Genomic DNA, 17,123 nt, shown 5'->3' with positions numbered 1-17,123 from the left:
CTCCCTTGAAAGGTCACCGTCATGTCGCAAGCAAAAGAGGCCATTACCCTCGCCGATGTTTCACATGTCTTGGCGTGCATCGCCGGTCCCTCGCCGGACGAGGCCTATCGCGCGATCGACGAGCTCGCGCAGCGCGTGCTTGGCCATAAGCTGCTCACCGTGCTCGTCTTCCGCCCAGAGACCGTGGAAGTCGAGCGGCTCTATTCAAGCAACACGCAGGCCTATCCTGTCGGTGGACGCAAGCAAAAGAAGGGGACGCCCTGGGGCGAACGCGTGCTCGACCGTGGCGAGTTCTATATCGCCAAGGACCCGGACGACATCAAGTGGGCTTTTTCGGATCACGAGCTCATCGCCAGTCTCGGTATTACGGGCATGATCAATGTTCCGATCGTATTCGGCGGCCGGTGCATCGGAACGCTGAATATTTCTCATGACGCCGGGCGTTTCACCGAAGCCGATTTTCCGGTCGCAAGGATTCTCGCCGGGCTCGTTCTGCCGCTCGTGCTCGCCCGCTCGTGAAATCGTTCGTGTTGGTGTCCCAGGGGGATGAAGATAGACTTCGCAAGGATCTGGACTTCCGTCGGCTGTCTATGCGCACCCCGTGCCGCATGTCCAACCTCGCCTCTTCTGGAGTTTCATCGATGAAGATCGCCCAGCGCCGTTCAGATCAAAGCCACGGGCGCCTCGTGGCCGGCGATCGCCATATGGTCTCCGCCGGCCATTCTGCCGCGGCGACCGCCGCTCTCCTTGTCCTCGAGGCGGGCGGCAATGCGGTCGATGCCGGGGTCGCGGCCGGCCTCGTTCTCGGCGTCGTGCAAAGCGACATCGTGAATGTCGCCGGCGTGGCGCCCATGATGATCCGCTCCGGCGCAACCGGCGATATCGTCACGATCGACGGACTGGGCGTCTGGCCCGCCGCCGCATCGTCGGCATACTTCAGGCAGGAGCATGGCGGCGCAATACCGCCCGGTCTGTTGCGCACGGTCACACCGGCTGCGCCGGCCGCCTGGCTCACGGCCCTCGCCCGCTTTGGAACCATGAGCTTCTCGGACGTAGCGGCAAGCGCCATCCGGCTTGCCACCGAGGGCTTCCCGGTTCATCCGACGATGGCCGACTACATCACCGCGCATGCCGCCGATTATGCGCTCTTTCCCGATAATGCAGCGCTTTACCTGCCCCATGGCGCTCCGCCTGCGCTCGGACACCGCTTCGTGCAGGCAGAGCTCGGTGCGACCCTCGCCCATATGGCCGCTGAGGAGCGGGCGAGCGCCGGCGAGGGGCGCATCGCTGGCCTGAAAGCGGCAAAGGATGCGTTTTATCGCGGCGACATCGCTCAGACGATTGCCGCCCACCATGCATCCGCCGGTGGCTGGATGACGCGGGACGATCTGGCAAGCTATGACGTTCGCCTGTCGGCACCTGTCAAGACATCGTGGCGCAACGCGGAGATCTTCACCTGCGGTCCGTGGTGCCAGGGGCCTGTGCTCGCCCAAATACTGACAATCATCGGCCATGACGATGTAGCGGCACTCGGGCATAACTCACCCGCCTATATTCATTTTCTGGCGGAAGCGATGAAGATTGCCTTCGCCGATCGCGAGGCGACCTATGGCGATCCGGACGTCGTCGCCGTGCCTCTCGCTCAGATGCTGTCGGGCGACTACGGCGCCCGGCAAAGGCGCCGCATCGATGCGGCAAGCGTCTTTCCCGGCATGCCGCCGTCGGACTTGGCGCGGGGCGTCGATGGGCCGTTCCCGACGGGGCAGGATGCGCCGCCGGCCTGCCCCGATACGTCCTATGTCGCCGTCGTCGACCGCTGGGGCAATGCCTTTTCGGCAACGCCAAGCGATACCTCCTGCGATACGCCGCTCATTCCAGGAACCGGGCTATGCCCCTCCTCCCGCGGCTCGCAGGGCTTCACGGTCGCCGGTCATCCGAGCGAAGTTCAGCCCGGCAAGCGCCCGCGGTTGACGCCAAACCCGGCGATGGCGATCTTCGACGGCGAGATCGTCATGCCCTTCGGCACGCCCGGCGGGGACGTGCAGACCCAGTCCATGCTGCAGGTCCTCCTGAATATCGCCGTGTTCGATATGGATCTGGTTGCGGCGGTCGAAGCACCGCGCTTCGCGACCTACAGCTTTCCCAACAGTTTCGAGCCGCATCAGATGCTGCCCGGCCGACTCATGATCGAGGATCGGGTGGAAGACGGAACGATCGCGGCGCTACGCGATCTCGGCCACGACGCTCGCCCCTGGCCCGCCTTCACGGCCCAGAGCGGCGCGGTCTGTGCCGTTCTCCATCACGCGCCGTCAGGCCTGAAGATCGCCGCCGCCGATCCGCGGCGCAACACCGGCGTGGCCGGATGGTGAGCTTCCACCCGTCATAACAAGACCAGAGGACGGCAAGACCAGAGGAGAAAAGACATGGACACGAAGACGATCGACAGACGGCATTTTCTGATCGGCACCGGCGCGCTGGTGGGTGCGGGGGGCCTCGTCGGCCCCTGGGCGCAGTCCGCTTTCGCGCAGACCAAGCCTTCGCAGATGGTGCTGATGACCTGGGGCGGCCTGTGGGGCGATTGCATGCGCGACAGCGCCGACGCCGCTTTTGAAAAGGAAACCGGCGTCAAAATCATCCAGGACCGCGGATCGAGCCCTCCCGAGCGCATCACCAAGATCAAGGTGAGCGTCGACGACCAGAAGTTCGACCTGGTGCAGCTCCATGACGGCATTGTGCCGCTCGCCGTCAGTCAAGGTGCGCTCGAGCCGATCAACCGCAATTCGCCGCGTCTCACGAACCTCAAGAACGTGCCCGACCGCTTCATCCAGAGCCATTGGGTGGCGATGATCTATTCACCGCTCGGCATCGTCTACAATACCAAGCTCGTGAAGGAGCCGCCGAAGTCCTTTGCCGACCTCTGGCGTCCGGAGTTCAAGGGGCGCATCGTGCTGCCCGAAATTACGCATTCCATCGGGCCCTATATCATCCCGATCGGTGCGATCGCGGCCGGCAAAGCCCCGAGTGACGAAGAGGCGGGCTTCGAGATGCTGCGCAAGATGGCTGATCAGCAGCCGATCTGGGCCAAGGACACCGACACCATCATGAACTCGCTGCGCAACGAGGAGGCGGTTATCGGCCTGCTCTACAAGTCGCAAACCTTCACGGTGCAAGGCTGGAATACGCCCGTTGAATGGGTTTTCCCGTCGGAAGGCGCCATTCTCTACACCTCCGGAACGGGCATCGCCAAGGGCACCAAGAACCTGGAGCTTGCGGAGACCTATCTCAACCTGACGCTCGATCCGAAGGTGCAGATCGCAGCGGCTGAAAAATTCAACTATCCCGGCACCAACACACAGACGGAGGCGCTGCTTCCACCGGAGCTGCAGGCGCGGGTGCGGGCGGCACCGGGAGAAATGGACCGGCTGATCGATCTCGACCATGCCAGCATGGCAGCGAAGCGCCCCGACTGGACGAGCCGCTGGAACCGCATCATCGCGGCTGGTTGATCGAACGGCCGATGACCGAGTTATACCATATCTCCTGGTACCAGAACGGCGACCGCCTAGATGTGGCGGCCGCCGTCAACAGGCTCGTCGCCGCGGGCGTGCCCGGCTTCCGCCTCCCGGCTGCGGTCGAGGGAGCGGACGCGGGCGATTACCTGGTCGAGCTGTCGCCGGCATTGGCCGAAGCCCTTCGTCATATGGGCCTTCGCATGGCGAAATGGACCACAGTACGACCGACGGACATGGAGCCGCTCGCCCCCGTGGCCGCGGTCGTATTGGCGGGCCGTGCCTCGGCCTATCCCTATTACGGTTACTATGCGCTCGCGCTCACGCGTCTCGGCTATAGCTTCCGATCTGTTTCAGGCGAAGAGATCGCCGGGGCGGCGTTGCAGGGCGAAAACCTGCTCGTCCTGCCCGGCGGCTTCTCCAACTGGAGCCTCGATGCCAAGGAAGAGACGAGCGGCGCCGACGATGCCGTTCGCGCCTTTCTTCTCGACGGCGGCCGGGCCCTCGCCTCCTGCGGGGGGGCCTATTACCTGGCCAAGGGCCGGCCGACCTGGCTCGGCGTAGCCGATGCGAAACCCGTCATCACGCAAGATTACCTCAGGACGGGCGTCGGCGTCGTGACCTGCCGGCTGGCCGACGGCCGGCAGCGGCTCGGTCTGCCGCCTACCCTGGAGGTTCCCTATTTCCACGGCCCCGCCTTCGACGAGGTGGGTGCCGGCTGCGAGCCGCTCGCCATCTTCCGTGACCTCACGATGACGGGCAGGCTCTTCATCGACAATCCGCTCACATCCGAGACCTTCGACAGCTATATGCGCGACCGGATAGCGGTGATGAAAGTGGAGAGCCCGCGTGGACACGCGATACTGTTCTCGCCGCATCCGGAGATGGGAGATCTATTGGTCAAATACATGGCACTGGAAAGCTATGTGCCGCATTATCTGCCCATTCGCGGCGATCTCGTCATGCGTGAAACCCTCGATACCTACCGGCCGGAGGAATCGCGCGCCTTCCTCATGATCCTCAATGCCGTCGAGGATTTGAGCGGCGGCGCGAGAGCGATCAAGCCGCATGCGACGGACGAGGAAAGGGCACAGGCGGGGGCCGCGGCGGACAAGGCCGATGCTTTCGCCGCGGCCTGGGAGCAGCGCGCGGCCGGCATCCCTCGCACGGCCTCGCAACTCGGCGCCATAGAGCGGCATGTGCTCGACGGATTGAAGCGTCGCCTGGGACCGGCGCTCGCCGCACTCCGGAACAACCTGCCGACCACCGCCAAGTCCCATGGCGACGGGCCTCGCCTGGCGGCTGCCTTTGCCGTCCTCGCCAGCGACGCCGTGACCGCATGGGCCGTCCCGCTGCCACCGCGCCGGCCGGCGGAGCTCCTCCTCGAGCTCGAACTCGCCCTGCTGCTCATGGAGGCCTGGGCGCGCCTCTCTCATCTGCACAACACCATTGGTGAGCATGTCTGATTTCGAACCGGCACCCCACGAGACCTCGGATGTTCGCTTCCAGCAAGTGACGAAGGCTTACGGCGAGGCGATTGCGGTCAAGGACCTCACTCTGGCCATTCCGCGCGGCTCGTTCTTTTCGCTGCTCGGGCCGTCCGGCTGCGGCAAGACCACAACCTTGCGGCTGATCGCAGGCTTCGAGATTCCCAATGCGGGCGATGTCTTCATTCGCGACCAGCGCGTCACCCATGTGGCGCCCTATCGTCGCGACTTCGCGATGGTGTTCCAGAATTTCGCGCTGTTTCCCCATTTGACCGTCGCGGAGAATGTCGCCTTCGGCCTGCGCATGAGCGGTGTCGGCCGGGCCGATCGCGACCGCCAGGTCGCGGCGGCACTCGTCATGGTGAAGCTCTCGGGCTTTGCAGACCGCTATCCCAAACAGCTTTCCGGCGGGCAGCAACAGCGCGTCGCGATCGCCCGGGCCATCGTCATGCGCCCGGCCGTGCTGCTTCTCGACGAGCCCCTCGGAGCGCTCGACAAGAACCTCCGTGAGTCCATGCAGGTCGAGCTCCGAAGCCTGCAGCGCGAGCTCGGCATCACCACGGTCTTCGTCACGCATGATCAGGAAGAAGCCTTGACCATGTCGGATCAGATCGCCGTGATGCGCGACGGCGTCATCGAGCAGCTCGGCGCGCCTCGCGAGGTCTATGAGCGGCCGGCGACCGAATTCGTGGCGACCTTTCTCGGCGCGAGCAACCTGATCGACGCGGAGATTATCGCGGCCGACTCGAGCCGGCGCATCGCGCGCTCGGCCTTCGGCGAGCTCGCCTTCACCGGCGTGCAGGCCGTGGGTGAAGGGGTTCGCCTCGCCATCCGCCCGGAACGCGTCCAGCTTCAGCAGGGCCGGCATTCAGACCTTTCCGCCACCATACGTGACGTGGTCTATCGCGGCATGACGGCCCATATTTTCCTGGAGAGCAACGGCACGCCTCTCATCGCCTTCGTCCAGAACTCGCAGGCGGCAGCCATGGAGTGGCGGGCTGGCGACGAGGTCGGCGTCGCCCTGCCGGCCGAGAGCATCGTCGCCTTTCCGCGAGGCGCCCATGGTTGAGCGCCACTTCCGGTTAACGCGCAAATTGGCGGCCTGGACGCTCGTCGCGCCGCCGCTCGCCGTCTTCCTCATCTTCTTCATCTGCCCGCTCGCGACGCTGCTGTGGGCCAGCTTTCATGGCGCCTCGCAGACCGAGCTCTACGGCGACAGCCTCACGGTTGCGAACTATGTCGAGATCGCGAGCGATCCGTTTTATTACACGATCCTTACGCGCACTCTGAGTACCGGCGCGGTCATTCTGGCGCTATGCCTCGTTCTCGGCTACGCCACGGCTTATGTTCTGGCGCCGATGCCGCCGCGCAAGCGCCTGATCATGCTCTTGCTGCTCGTTGCGCCCTTGATGGTGAGCAACGTGGTGCGCGCCTACGGCTGGATCGCCATTCTCGGCCGACAGGGGCTCGTCAATGTCGTCCTGCGGGACGCCGGCGTCATCGACCGGCCGCTCCTGATGCTGAATTCCTTCGAGGCGGTGTCCTTCGGTCTCATGACGATCCTGCTGCCCTATATGATCATTTCGGTCGCCAATGCGTTGTCGACCATCGATGCGCAATACAAGGAGGCCGCGCAGTCGCTGCGCGCCAATCCGGTGCGCACCTTCATTCATGTCACCTGGCCGCTGTCGAGCCCCGGCGTCGCCTCCGGCATGCTGCTCGTTTTCCTGCTGACGCTCAGCGCCTATGTGACGATCACGCTGCTCGGCGGCCCGCGCATGAAATTGCTCGTCAGCCTGGTCTTCGATGCGGTCGGCGCGTTCCAGTGGCCGCTCGCGGCGGCCCTGTCCTTCGTTCTCCTGGGGCTCGCACTCGTCGTATCGGCCCTGATCATCGCCGTGCTCAGGCCGCAGCGCATCCAAGGGCGAGGCTGAGATGGCGCAGATCGTCCTCATCGCCCTTGCGGGTCTCACCTATCTTCTGGTGCTCGGGCCGATCGTCATCGTGCTCGTCACCGCCTTCTCGCCCACGGAATTCTTCGTCTTTCCACCGCCTGGTCTGTCGTTGCGCTGGTTCGTCACCTTTTTCGAGACGGAAAGCCTGCGCAGCGCGCTGCTGCGCAGCCTGGAGCTCGCGGTTGCGTCGAGCCTGGTCGCGACCGTCTTCGGCACGATGGCGGCGCTCTTCGTCGCGCGACGGCGTGGATGGTTCGCGACGCTGTTGCAGAGCCTCTTCCTGGCCCCGCTCATCTTCCCTGCAATCGTCTTCGGTCTGGCGCTCCTCCTGTTTTTCAAGCTCATCGGCGGCATGCCGGAATTTGCAGGGCTGGTGATCGCTCATTCGATTCTCGGCATGCCCTTCGTCATCCGCTCCGTCAGCGCGAGCGTGCTGGCAGTCGATCCGGTGCTCGAGGAAGCGAGCCAGAGCCTGCGCGCCGGTCCTTGGCGGACATTCTCGCTCATCATCTTTCCCTTGATCTGGCCGGGGATCCTGGCCGGCGGCATGTTCGCCTTCATCCTCTCCTTCGGCGAATTGAACACCGCGCTTTTCCTGACCGGGCCCGGCGTGACCACCTTGCCGATCGAGATCTTCAGCTATCTGCAATTCCAGGGCGGGCAGCTCGTCATTGCGGCCGCCTCGGCCGTTCAGGTCGGCCTCATAGCGGCGCTTGTCATCGTGATGGAGAGGATCGTCGGCTTGCGGCGCATCGTCCGGTCATAACTGGGGGAGATCTTGCGCCTTTCCCGGCGAGAATGGATGCCGGATCTTGAAAAACAACGATAGTTCAGGCTGTAACGCTGGCATCGCCGATCGATGGGAAGAGAGACGCTTCAAAATGGTCGCCCAAAAAGGCTTGCGACACAGAACCATGAGTGCCGCCGTAGCCGAAGAGATCCGCCGCCGCATTCTCGATGGGCAATTTCCAGCCGGATTCCAGCTGCGGCAGGATGCGCTGGCCGAGGAATTTGCGGTCAGTCGCATTCCGGTCCGCGAAGCCCTCGTCCAGATCGAGGCCGAGGGCCTCATCAAGATCCTGCCGCATCGCGGTGCCGTCGTCTCCGGCCTGTCGATTGACGAAATTGACGAGCTTTTCGAGCTGCGCAAGCTGCTCGAGCCTCGGCTTCTCAAACGGTCGGCGTCGCGGCTGACCGATGAGGACTATGAGGGCTTGCGGGCGATACTCGCCGAATACAGTGCCGAACTCAGGGCCGATCATATCGCGCGATGGGGTGAGCTCAATACGAACTTCCACATGTTGATGTATCGCCGTGCGGAAAGTCCACGATCGCTCGCGATCGTCGGCAATCTTCTTCAGGAGAGCGATCGCCACACACGCCTGCAGCTGACACTCGCGGGCGGCATGGAACGGGCGGAAGCAGAGCATGGCGAACTCGTACGGCTTTGTGAGACCGGGGCCGTGACCGCGGCTTGCTCCCTCTTGAAGTCTCACATCGAGCATGTCGGCCGGTCGTTGCGGGAGTTCCTACGCTCACGGCAGAAAGCCTGATGAGCGCGGTCGCGGGGCGTTTCACCCGGCTCTGCCCCGATTGACCGCTGCGACGGCGATGCTTGTTTGCTCAAACGGATTGGATATCATATCCCAGCTACAGGATGCACTCACCGGATGATCTGCGGGCGCTATGACTGAGGGCCACAGCGAGGCGACCGCGGATGTCATCGTCATCGGCGCGGGGATCATCGGGATCGCGGCGGCGTCCTATCTCCAGGACGACGGCCGCTCCGTCCTCTTGATCGATCGCGGCGAGATCGCCATGGGCGCGAGCTTCGGCAATGCAGGCGCTTTCGCCTTCTCCGACGTGCTGCCGCTCGCCTCGCCCGGCATCATGCGCAAGGCGCCGAAATGGCTCGTCGACCCGCTCGGTCCTTTGTCCATCCCGCCCGCCTATTTTCCGGCGATCGCGCCGTGGCTGCTGCGCTTCTGGCGCGCGAGCCGACCGGACCGGGCGAACCAAAGCATGCACGCACAGATCGCGCTGATGCGGCTCGCAGCCGGCGAGACGATGGCGCTGATCGGCCGGGCCGGGCTCACCGCCATGCTCCGGCCGAACGGCAATCTCGAGCTCTACGAGAGCGACGAGGAACTCACCGCCGCCCTGCGCGGCTGGGAGGCGCGCAAGGCCGAAGGCATCGAATTCGAACATCTGCGTGGCGAGGCCATCGCCGCGCTGCAACCGGGTCTGTCGCCGCGCTTCAAAGTCGCGACCTTCGTCCCGGGCTGGAAGAACATCGCCGATCCCTTCGATTTCGCGCGGGCGCTGGCGAGGCGGGTCGAGAAGCGCGGCGGCCGCTTCCGCCGGGCCGAGGTGATGGCTCTCAGGCCCCTCGGCTGGGGTGTCGAGTTGGCGCTGAAGGACGGAACAACGCTTCGTGCCCGGCAGGTGGTGATCGCCTGCGGCGCCTGGTCCCGCCCGCTGGCGCTCGGGCTGGGCGACCGGATACCGCTCGAGACCGAGCGCGGCTATAATACCACCCTGCCGCCGGGGTCCTTCGACGTGCGGCGGCAGCTAACTTTCGGCGGCCACGGCTTCGTCGTGACGCCGCTGTCGAGCGGCATTCGCGTCGGCGGCGCGGTCGAGCTCGGCGGGCTCGCGCGGCCGCCCGATTTCAGGCGGTCGGAGGTGATGCTGCGCAAGGCGGCCGCCTTCCTGCCCGGTCTCAAGACCGAAGGCGGGCGGCAATGGATGGGCTTTCGCCCGTCGCTGCCGGACAGCCTGCCCGTGATCGGGCACTCATCGGCGAGCCCCGACGTGGTCTATGCCTTCGGGCACGGACATCTCGGGCTCACCCAGTCGGCGGCCACCGGGCGGCTCGTGGCCGATCTCCTGGCTGGGCGGTCGCCGGCCATTTCCATCGAGGCCTTCCGGCCGAGCCGCTTCTGACGTCATTGGAGGCCTTCATGGCGCGTCACAGCTTCTTCTGCATCGACGGACATACCTGCGGCAATCCCGTGCGGCTCGTCGCCGGTGGCGGGCCAATTCTCCAGGGCGCGACGATGATCGAGAAGCGCGCGCATTTCATGGCGGAGTATGACTGGATCCGGACGGGGCTGATGTTCGAGCCGCGCGGGCACGACATGATGTCCGGCGCGATCCTCTATCCACCGACCCGGCCTGATTGCGATATCGCCATCCTCTATATCGAGACCTCCGGCTGTCTGCCCATGTGCGGCCACGGCACCATCGGCACGGTGACCATGGCTATCGAGCACGGGCTCGTCACGCCGAAGGAGCAAGGCATGCTCCGGCTCGACACACCGGCCGGCCTCGTGGTGGCGCAATACCGGCAAGAGGGCCAGCATGTGGAGGAGGTGCGGCTCACCAATGTGCCGTGTTTCCTGGAAGCGCAGGGTCTTGCCGTCGACTGTCCCGGCCTCGGTCGCCTCACGGTCGATGTCGCCTATGGCGGCAATTTCTATGCGATCGTCGATCCTCAGGAGAACTTCCGCGACATGGCCGATTACTCGGCTTCAGAACTCGTGCAGTTCAGCCAGGGCCTGCGCCGCGCGCTGAACGAGACCTATAGCTTCGCCCATCCTGAAAAGCCGGAGATCCGTGGTCTTCACCACATCCTCTGGGCGGGGGCGCCGCAACATCCGGAGGCCACGGCGCGCAACGCCGTCTTCTATGGCGACAAGGCGATCGACCGCTCCCCTTGCGGCACCGGCACCTCGGCGCGCATGGCGCAATGGGCCGCCACCGGCCGGCTCCAGGTGGGCGATGATTTTGTCCACGAGAGCATCATCGGCTCGCTGTTCCGCGGCCGCGTCGAAGAAGCGACGACGGTGGGCAACAAGCCCGCCATCGCTCCCTCCATCGCCGGCTGGGCGCGCATGACGGGCTACAACACCATCTTCATCGACGACCGCGACCCTTACGCGCACGGCTTCCAGGTGCTCTGACGAGGTCAGTGACGCCTGATGACGGGCGGGTCGCCGATACGATCGTGTTGCGTCAGCGCCCGGACAAGACCTCGTCGACCGCACCGAGGAACTGGTCCGCATTCGCTTTGGAGAAGACGAGCGGTGGGCGCACCTTCAGCACATTGGCATTGGGGCCGGCCGCGCTGATGAGCACGCGCTTTCGCCGCAGCCCATTGACGAGATTGGCGGTCGTCTCGGCGTCCGGCTCTCGGGTCGAGCGGTCACGGACCATCTCGACGCCGATGAAGAGCCCGGCGCCGCGCACGTCGCCGATGACTTCGTGGCGGGTCGCGAGCTGGCGCAGCCCCTCGCGCATATAGGCGCCCACCGTGCGGGCATTCTCCAGAAGGCCTTCCCGCTCGATAACCTCGATCACGGCAAGACCGGCCGCGCAGGACACCGGATTGCCGCCGAAGGTGTTGAAATAGCGCGCCCGGCGGCCGAAATCGGCGACCACGTCCGGCCGCACGACGACGCCGGCGATGGGCTGGCCGTTGCCCATGGGCTTGCCAATGGTCACCATGTCGGGCTCGAGGCCGTGGCGGAGAAAACCCCACATATGCTCGCCGGTGCGCGCAAATCCCGGCTGCACCTCGTCCGCAACGAAGAGGCCGCCCGCAGCACGCACCACCTCGACCGCCTCGGCCAGGAAGCCCGGCGGGTCGGAGAATACGCCGTCGCTCGAAAAGATCGTGTCGCAATACATCGCCGCGAGCTTGATGCCTTTCGCCTCCAGGTCGGCGATGGCGTCCCGAACATGACCGGCGAGGGTCTGGCCCACGTCCCGGCCGCCGCTGCGATAGAGATCCGGCGCCGGCACGGTGCGCACATGATCGCCCAGCTTCACATAGCCGCCGAGCGACGGCGACATCGCCGCGATCGCATCCGTAATGCCGTGATAGGCGAGCGAGGTGACGATGATGCCCGTGCCGCCCGTGTGATCCTTGGCGATGCGCAGCGCGAGGTCGTTGGCTTCGCTCCCGGTGCAGGTGAACATCACATGGCCGAGCGGGGCAGGAAATGTGCCGATGAGCTTCTCGGCATAATCGAGGATCGTCTCGTGCAGATAGCGTGTGTGCGTGTTGAGGATGCGCGCTTGCCGGCTCAGCGCCTCGACCACATGCGGGTGGCAATGCCCGACCGACGCAACATTGTTGTAGACGTCGAGATAGGCCTGTCCCTCGGCGTCATAGAGCCAAACGCCCTCGCCGCGCACGATATGGACCGGCTCCTGGTAGAACAGTCGGTAGGCTGGGCCGAGGAGGCGCTCGCGTCGCGCGACGAGTTCGGCCTCGCGGGGCGAGAGCGACGCGGCACCCGGCACGAAGGCATTGACCATACCGGGAACGAATGGGGCATTTGCCATCAGCTTCACTCCATACCGCAGGCGCGGCGCAGCAGGGCTTGCGCGTCGGCACGCGGGATGGAGGAAAAGCTCTCCAGCCCGGTCCAAGCCCGTGGGTTGTTGCGCAAAATATAGGGGCGGTTCGCCGGGTAGCGGTTGGCCCGCCATTCGGTGATCGCGACCGTCAGGACCTGTCTGACGGCGATGAGATCGAACAGGATGTCCACCTCCGCGGGCTCGAGCGGCACCACGGCATGATAGGCCGCGACGAATTCAGCCGCCGCATCGAGCGGTGAGCCCTCGACGGGCACCTGATAGGCTGCCGCGACCGCCACGTCGTTGACGAGCGGCGCGTGGACGATGTCGCCGAAATCGATGATCCCGGTGACACGCTCATGGTCGTCCGGATCGACGAGTACGTTGTGCGGGTTGAAATCATTGTGGATGACCTGGGCCCGCAGCTTCGGCAGGATAGGCAGGGCATGCTGCTCGAAGCGGTCCAGGAAGCGTGAGGCGATGGTTCGGCGGTCAGGTTCAGGCAGAGCCTCGACCAGATCGCGCAGCCGTGCCGCATGCTTGAGATCCCAAAGCAGTTCATGCCCGGCGGCCGGGTGGAAGAAGCCGCGCAAGGCCAGATCGAGCTCGGCGAGACAGCGGGCGAGCTGTCGCACCTGAGCGGGCGTGCGCAACGTCTTGTGAAGCGGCTCACCCGGCACATAGGACAGCAGCCGCACCACAGAAGGGGCATCGGCGCCGAAGGCACGCTGCAACTCATAGCGGCCGTCCAGTGTCGGAATCACCCGCTGGATCGGCAGCGCCGGACTGGTTGCCGCCACATGCAGCAGCGCCTCGGTTTGCAGATTGGTGACGGCAGGGTCCTCGGCCGAATTGGTGATCTTGAGGAGATAGCCGTCGCCGTCCCTCGTCGCGAGATGAAAATTCTGGTCGCGCTCGCTGGTCAAAAGGCGCGCTGTTGCGTCGATCCCGAAATGGGTTCGCGCGATGTCCTGCGCTTCTACGATCGTGCACGCCGGTGCCGTCGTCGTCAGCAGCGCGCTGATGGTCGTGGAAGTGATCGCGGACATTCCCTATTCCTGAACTGGCGCAGCGGTAAGCCTGCGGATATGTATGACCACGATCTTCATCGGCGACGGCGTTGCCGGGCTGCGCTGAACCGGCAAGTTCGACCGAAGCGGACGTCGAGCCGCACTCCCGGGACGGCTTAGAGAAGGCGCAGGCTGGCGGCGCTGCAGCGCGCATCGAGTGCACGCCGCAAATCCTGCGCCTCACGGACCGTGACCGCCTTGAAGCGCAAGATGTTGTTCGGGCGAGCCTGACCCAGCTTCCAGAAGGCAGCGCTCGGCACCGTGAAGGGGTTGATGAAGCCGCCGGTGCTGGGCGCGTCATTGATGAGGATGATCGGCGTCTGACCGGCGAGGTTTACGGCCCCGAGCGGATAGCCGTGATCGAGGATATTCGACGGATCCTGCCCGTGCTCCGGCCGCTTCTCGTGGGCGCGCTTGGAGAAAGTGAATTGCGGGCCGGTGAGGCGAATGCCCGTCCGGTTGCTTTTCGCCTGCACGGTCCAATCGCTCGCGAGAAACATGCGGATGCCGGCTTCGTCGAGCCAGTCGTCATTGGGGCCGGGCACGCATTCGATCGTCCATTCACGCACGTTGCCGATATGCGGCCGCTCGCCCTCGCGCACTTCGCGGAGGGGCACCGCGGCAGGCGCGGGGCCTAGAGGTATCTGCTGATCGGCCTTCAAGGCGAAGCCGCCGACGCCGCCGACACCGGCCATGTGGAAGGTGGCGCGGGAGCCTAGCACCGGCGGTGTATCGATGCCGCCCGAAAAAGCGATATAGGCGCGGGCGCCGGTACGCGCCCCACCCAAGGCCAGCACCTGGCCACTGCGGACGGAAATCGTGCGCCACATGGCCATCGGTTCGCCGTCGAGCGTCGGCGCCATGTCGGCACCGGTGACTGCGATCCAGCCGTCACGGGCGAGGCGCAGCGTCGGGCCGATGAACTGGCACTCGACGGCTGCCCGATCGGCGTGATTGCCGACGAGGAGATTGGCCAGCCGGAATGACCAGGTGTCGACAGGTCCGGAGGGAGGAAAGCCCTGCTCCCAGAAGCCTATGCGCCCCGGCAGTTCCTGAACCGACGTTTCGAGACCCGGTTTGATGACCTCGAACACCGTACGCTCCTATTGCGCGCCGAGCCGGGCGGCCCAGTCGCGATACCGCTTGATCGAGAATTTCTGGTAGCCGATCTCGGGATGCTCGTAGGTTCCGTCCGCCACCTTGGCTTCGATGTGATCCCATTCCTCGCGGTCGATGGGTATGAAGCGCACGCGGTCTCCGGCGCGAAACAGCGCCAGCGATTCGCGGAAGGCCGACAGCCGCTGCTCGCGGTCCCAGATCGGCATCGGCGTGCGCGCGAAAATCTGGTAGCCGCCCGGCGTCTGGTCCGGATAGATGCAAGTGATGCCGCCGCCGATGCCAATGGTTCCTTTGGGTGTCCAAGTACGCGGCGGGTTGTATTTCGGGGCGATGAGGCGGTGCCGCATGTCAAGCGGCATCAGGGAGCAGAGGCCCGGCCAGAAGCCGAGCGCCGCGACCCAATATTCGGTCCCGGTATGCATGCGCCTCAGTGCCGCGCGATCGGGAAGCCCGTTGAGCTCGCAGAGGAAGTCGGGATCCGGCACCTTATCCGTGACCTTTTCCCGGTACTCCTTGACGCAAGCCTCGGTCCAGGGATCGAAATAAAGAACGGGGACGTAGAATAGCCGGCTCTCGAGCTCCACATCGCTCCCGTCGGACGCGTCGGCATAGAGGCGCGCGGTCTCCCGAGTCGCGTCCTCGAAGCTGATCAGATCCGGATCGTAGGAAATCTGGAGGGAGGCCATCTCCGGGATGAGCTCAACGACCCCGCGGATCTCCGCCTGCCGGATCGCCGCCGAGAGGCTGTGCACGCGAAAGTTGAGCTCGAAGCTCATCTCGTCGCCCAGCTCTACCTCGATGTAGCGATCACCGCCAGGATAGAAGCGGGGCTCGTCGTAAATCATGCTGCTCTCTCGTCCGGGCGTCTACGGAACGTCGAAGTCCCTGTTTCGAGCCGCACAAGCCATTGGGATAAGATACATCATATACCATGGCTAACGGTCAAGCGCGAAGTTGTGCAAGAGCCGCCCGCCAGCTTGGTGAGGCCCCGGCCATGGTATATGAAACATCGGGCTGGAGGCCGGCATGACGAAAAACGAATCATGAGCAAGATCGAATATCGCACTCTGAACGATCGGGCCTATGACGAGATCCGGAAAGGGCTGATGTCCGGCAGTTTCCGCCCCGGTCAGGTGCTGGTCATTCGCACATTGGCGGAAACCTATGGCATCTCCACGACGCCGGTGCGCGAGGCGCTCCAGCGCCTGGTAGCAGAGCGACTTTTGCAGATGCTGCCGAACCGGTCGATCGCCGTTCCCCATCTCTCGGTCGATAAGTTCACGGAGCTCGTGCGCATTCGCACGGCTCTCGAAGGCATGGCCGGAGAGCTCGCGACCGCCCATATCCGCAAGATGCACCTGCAGCGGCTGCGCAAGCTCGTCAAAGATGCGGACGACGCCATCGCCGCGAAGGACGGCCGTGCCTATGTGGCGATCAACCAGAAGTTTCACTTCCTGATCTACGACAATGCCGCCTCGCCGCTCCTGTTGCAGATGATCCAGGACCTCTGGAGCCAGGTCGGTCCCTTCTTCAACCGGCTGTTCGACGACGAAAGCTACGTGCCCAAGGCCAATGACGAGCATCTCGCCATCTGCAAGGCGCTGGCGGAGGGGGATGCCGCGGCCGTGCGCCTCCATATCGTGAGCGACATCACCAGTGCGGCCAAGTCCCTGATGCCGCGCCTGCAGCAGGTCGTGTCGGAGCAGTACGACGCAACCGAGGCCATGCACGCCTGAGCTTGGCCTCAGGGCAGGCACGGCACTTCCTCAGTTCTTGTCCAAGCGCACGAAAAGCAGCCAGAACGCACCGGCGAGGAGCGGCAGCGTCACCAGCAGCACGATCGTCGCCAGCGCGAAGATGATCGGCACCTGCGACTGCTGGGACGCGGCCATGATCCAGTTCCACACCGGCATGGTGGTCTCCGTGCCACGCAGGAAGATGGTTCTCAGCACCTCGTTGAAAGACAACAGGAAGCCGAACAGGCCGGCGCCGACGATGCCGGGCAGGAGCAACGGGAATTCGATATCCCAGAAGGTTCGCCAGCGCGACGCGCCAAGGTCGGCGGCGGCCTCGACGAGCCTGTAATCGAAGCGGGTCGTCAGCACGAGAATGATGAGGAGCGCGAAGGGGAAGGCCCAGACAAGGTGGCCGAGGAAGATCGACCAGAAGCCGAGCTTCAGCCCCAGGAACGAGCGCAGGAAGATGAAGAGCGCAGCCCCCATCGACATGCCCGGCACGAAGAGCGGCAGAACGAGCGTCAGCAGGATCGGCCCCGGCCGCCGCGCATGAGGCAGCGCCCGCCCGACGAGCGTCGCGGTCGTCGCGCAGACGAGCCCGACGAGGGTCGCGATAACGATGCTCGCGCCGAAGGGCTGTAGCCATCGCGTATCTTCGAACAGCGCCGCATAGTGCTCCAGCGAGAGCGGGAACGGGATGCCCGAGAGGGGCTGCTCGCTGACCGACATGAGCGCCAGCCAGCCGAGCGGAAAATAGATGAGCGCGATCAGCAGAAGGCCGCCCCATTTGGCGAGCGTCTTCCAGCCCGACCAGTAGCTCCAGCCGAGAGTGTCGGCCTTGCCGTTTTTTGCCGGCAGGTCGATGGCGAGGGACATCGGC

At 64.8% G+C, this 17,123-nt stretch carries 16 protein-coding genes; 11 read left to right on the top strand and 5 right to left on the bottom strand.

Going from position 1 to position 17,123, the window contains the following annotated elements; genetic code table 11:
• The first annotated feature begins 21 nt into the window (after positions 1-21).
• From ACFQU1_RS12655 to ACFQU1_RS12610, 10 genes are all read left to right on the top strand, one after another.
• On the top strand, positions 22-519 hold the full coding sequence (locus ACFQU1_RS12655) for a GAF domain-containing protein (RefSeq protein WP_378132991.1): 498 nt from the start codon (positions 22-24) through the stop codon (positions 517-519).
• A 122-nt stretch (positions 520-641) separates the two neighbouring features.
• Positions 642-2,369 (top strand): gamma-glutamyltransferase family protein, encoded by a 1,728-nt coding sequence (locus ACFQU1_RS12650; protein WP_378132989.1) that lies wholly within the window; start codon positions 642-644, stop codon positions 2,367-2,369.
• A 54-nt stretch (positions 2,370-2,423) separates the two neighbouring features.
• Positions 2,424-3,506: a PotD/PotF family extracellular solute-binding protein gene (locus ACFQU1_RS12645; RefSeq protein ID WP_378132987.1), complete on the top strand. Its 1,083-nt coding sequence runs from the start codon at positions 2,424-2,426 to the stop codon at positions 3,504-3,506.
• An 11-nt stretch (positions 3,507-3,517) separates the two neighbouring features.
• Complete coding sequence (locus ACFQU1_RS12640) at positions 3,518-4,975, top strand: hypothetical protein (RefSeq protein WP_378132985.1); 1,458 nt, start codon at positions 3,518-3,520, stop codon at positions 4,973-4,975.
• Complete coding sequence (locus tag ACFQU1_RS12635; RefSeq protein ID WP_378132983.1) at positions 4,968-6,065, top strand: ABC transporter ATP-binding protein; 1,098 nt, start codon at positions 4,968-4,970, stop codon at positions 6,063-6,065. Before ACFQU1_RS12640 ends, ACFQU1_RS12635 begins: the two co-directional genes overlap by 8 nt.
• Positions 6,058-6,930 carry an ABC transporter permease gene (locus ACFQU1_RS12630; RefSeq protein WP_378132981.1) on the top strand — a complete coding sequence of 291 codons (873 nt, stop codon included), beginning with the start codon at positions 6,058-6,060 and terminating at the stop codon, positions 6,928-6,930. Before ACFQU1_RS12635 ends, ACFQU1_RS12630 begins: the two co-directional genes overlap by 8 nt.
• 1 nt (position 6,931) lies before the next feature.
• Positions 6,932-7,717 (top strand): ABC transporter permease, encoded by a 786-nt coding sequence (locus ACFQU1_RS12625; RefSeq protein ID WP_378132979.1) that lies wholly within the window; start codon positions 6,932-6,934, stop codon positions 7,715-7,717.
• Positions 7,718-7,832: 115 nt separating this feature from the next.
• The gene (locus tag ACFQU1_RS12620) at positions 7,833-8,504 is read left to right on the top strand and encodes a GntR family transcriptional regulator (RefSeq protein ID WP_378132977.1); all 672 of its coding nucleotides are present in this window, start codon (positions 7,833-7,835) and stop codon (positions 8,502-8,504) included.
• A gap of 133 nt (positions 8,505-8,637) precedes the next feature.
• Positions 8,638-9,897 (top strand): NAD(P)/FAD-dependent oxidoreductase, encoded by a 1,260-nt coding sequence (locus ACFQU1_RS12615; protein WP_378132975.1) that lies wholly within the window; start codon positions 8,638-8,640, stop codon positions 9,895-9,897.
• Positions 9,898-9,914: 17 nt separating this feature from the next.
• Positions 9,915-10,916, top strand: a complete 1,002-nt coding sequence (locus tag ACFQU1_RS12610) for a 4-hydroxyproline epimerase (RefSeq protein ID WP_378132973.1) — start codon at positions 9,915-9,917, stop codon at positions 10,914-10,916.
• Positions 10,917-10,968: 52 nt separating this feature from the next.
• Here ACFQU1_RS12610 and ACFQU1_RS12605 read toward each other — a convergent pair whose 3' ends face one another.
• The 4 genes from ACFQU1_RS12605 to ACFQU1_RS12590 form a co-directional block, all read right to left on the bottom strand.
• Positions 10,969-12,303, bottom strand: a complete 1,335-nt coding sequence (locus ACFQU1_RS12605; protein WP_378132971.1) for an aspartate aminotransferase family protein — start codon at positions 12,301-12,303, stop codon at positions 10,969-10,971.
• A gap of 5 nt (positions 12,304-12,308) precedes the next feature.
• On the bottom strand, positions 12,309-13,367 hold the full coding sequence (locus ACFQU1_RS12600; protein ID WP_378132969.1) for a phosphotransferase: 1,059 nt from the start codon (positions 13,365-13,367) through the stop codon (positions 12,309-12,311).
• Positions 13,368-13,504: 137 nt separating this feature from the next.
• Positions 13,505-14,482, bottom strand: a complete 978-nt coding sequence (locus ACFQU1_RS12595) for a biotin-dependent carboxyltransferase family protein (protein ID WP_378132967.1) — start codon at positions 14,480-14,482, stop codon at positions 13,505-13,507.
• Between the two features lie 9 nt (positions 14,483-14,491).
• Positions 14,492-15,352, bottom strand: coding sequence for an allophanate hydrolase subunit 1 (locus tag ACFQU1_RS12590; protein ID WP_378132965.1), 861 nt, complete (start codon positions 15,350-15,352; stop codon positions 14,492-14,494).
• Positions 15,353-15,550: 198 nt separating this feature from the next.
• Between ACFQU1_RS12590 and ACFQU1_RS12585 the strand changes: the two genes are divergently transcribed.
• A complete protein-coding gene (locus ACFQU1_RS12585; protein WP_378132963.1) occupies positions 15,551-16,243 on the top strand; it encodes a GntR family transcriptional regulator in 693 nt (230 codons plus the stop codon).
• Between the two features lie 30 nt (positions 16,244-16,273).
• On the opposite strand, the gene ACFQU1_RS12580 is transcribed toward ACFQU1_RS12585, so the two are convergent.
• A complete protein-coding gene (locus ACFQU1_RS12580) occupies positions 16,274-17,119 on the bottom strand; it encodes an ABC transporter permease (protein WP_378132961.1) in 846 nt (281 codons plus the stop codon).
• Positions 17,120-17,123 lie beyond the last annotated feature (4 nt).

Source organism: Chelatococcus sp. GCM10030263 (genome assembly GCF_042666455.1).
Lineage (GTDB): Bacteria > Pseudomonadota > Alphaproteobacteria > Rhizobiales > Beijerinckiaceae > Chelatococcus.
This window is presented reverse-complemented; position numbering and strand designations above follow the sequence as displayed.

What these genes read in the sequence shown, in the direction of transcription:
- ACFQU1_RS12640 (WP_378132985.1), top strand. Translation starts at nt 3,518, where the DNA reads ATGACCGAGTTATACCATATCTCCTGGTACCAGAACGGCGACCGCCTA.
- ACFQU1_RS12645 (WP_378132987.1), top strand. Translation starts at nt 2,424, where the DNA reads ATGGACACGAAGACGATCGACAGACGGCATTTTCTGATCGGCACCGGC.
- ACFQU1_RS12600 (WP_378132969.1), bottom strand. Translation starts at nt 13,367, where the DNA reads ATGTCCGCGATCACTTCCACGACCATCAGCGCGCTGCTGACGACGACG.
- ACFQU1_RS12630 (WP_378132981.1), top strand. Translation starts at nt 6,058, where the DNA reads ATGGTTGAGCGCCACTTCCGGTTAACGCGCAAATTGGCGGCCTGGACG.
- ACFQU1_RS12635 (WP_378132983.1), top strand. Translation starts at nt 4,968, where the DNA reads ATGTCTGATTTCGAACCGGCACCCCACGAGACCTCGGATGTTCGCTTC.
- ACFQU1_RS12650 (WP_378132989.1), top strand. Translation starts at nt 642, where the DNA reads ATGAAGATCGCCCAGCGCCGTTCAGATCAAAGCCACGGGCGCCTCGTG.
- ACFQU1_RS12615 (WP_378132975.1), top strand. Translation starts at nt 8,638, where the DNA reads ATGACTGAGGGCCACAGCGAGGCGACCGCGGATGTCATCGTCATCGGC.
- ACFQU1_RS12625 (WP_378132979.1), top strand. Translation starts at nt 6,932, where the DNA reads ATGGCGCAGATCGTCCTCATCGCCCTTGCGGGTCTCACCTATCTTCTG.
- ACFQU1_RS12590 (WP_378132965.1), bottom strand. Translation starts at nt 15,352, where the DNA reads ATGATTTACGACGAGCCCCGCTTCTATCCTGGCGGTGATCGCTACATC.
- ACFQU1_RS12605 (WP_378132971.1), bottom strand. Translation starts at nt 12,303, where the DNA reads ATGGCAAATGCCCCATTCGTTCCCGGTATGGTCAATGCCTTCGTGCCG.
- ACFQU1_RS12585 (WP_378132963.1), top strand. Translation starts at nt 15,551, where the DNA reads ATGAGCAAGATCGAATATCGCACTCTGAACGATCGGGCCTATGACGAG.
- ACFQU1_RS12620 (WP_378132977.1), top strand. Translation starts at nt 7,833, where the DNA reads ATGGTCGCCCAAAAAGGCTTGCGACACAGAACCATGAGTGCCGCCGTA.
- ACFQU1_RS12610 (WP_378132973.1), top strand. Translation starts at nt 9,915, where the DNA reads ATGGCGCGTCACAGCTTCTTCTGCATCGACGGACATACCTGCGGCAAT.
- ACFQU1_RS12655 (WP_378132991.1), top strand. Translation starts at nt 22, where the DNA reads ATGTCGCAAGCAAAAGAGGCCATTACCCTCGCCGATGTTTCACATGTC.
- ACFQU1_RS12580 (WP_378132961.1), bottom strand. Translation starts at nt 17,119, where the DNA reads ATGTCCCTCGCCATCGACCTGCCGGCAAAAAACGGCAAGGCCGACACT.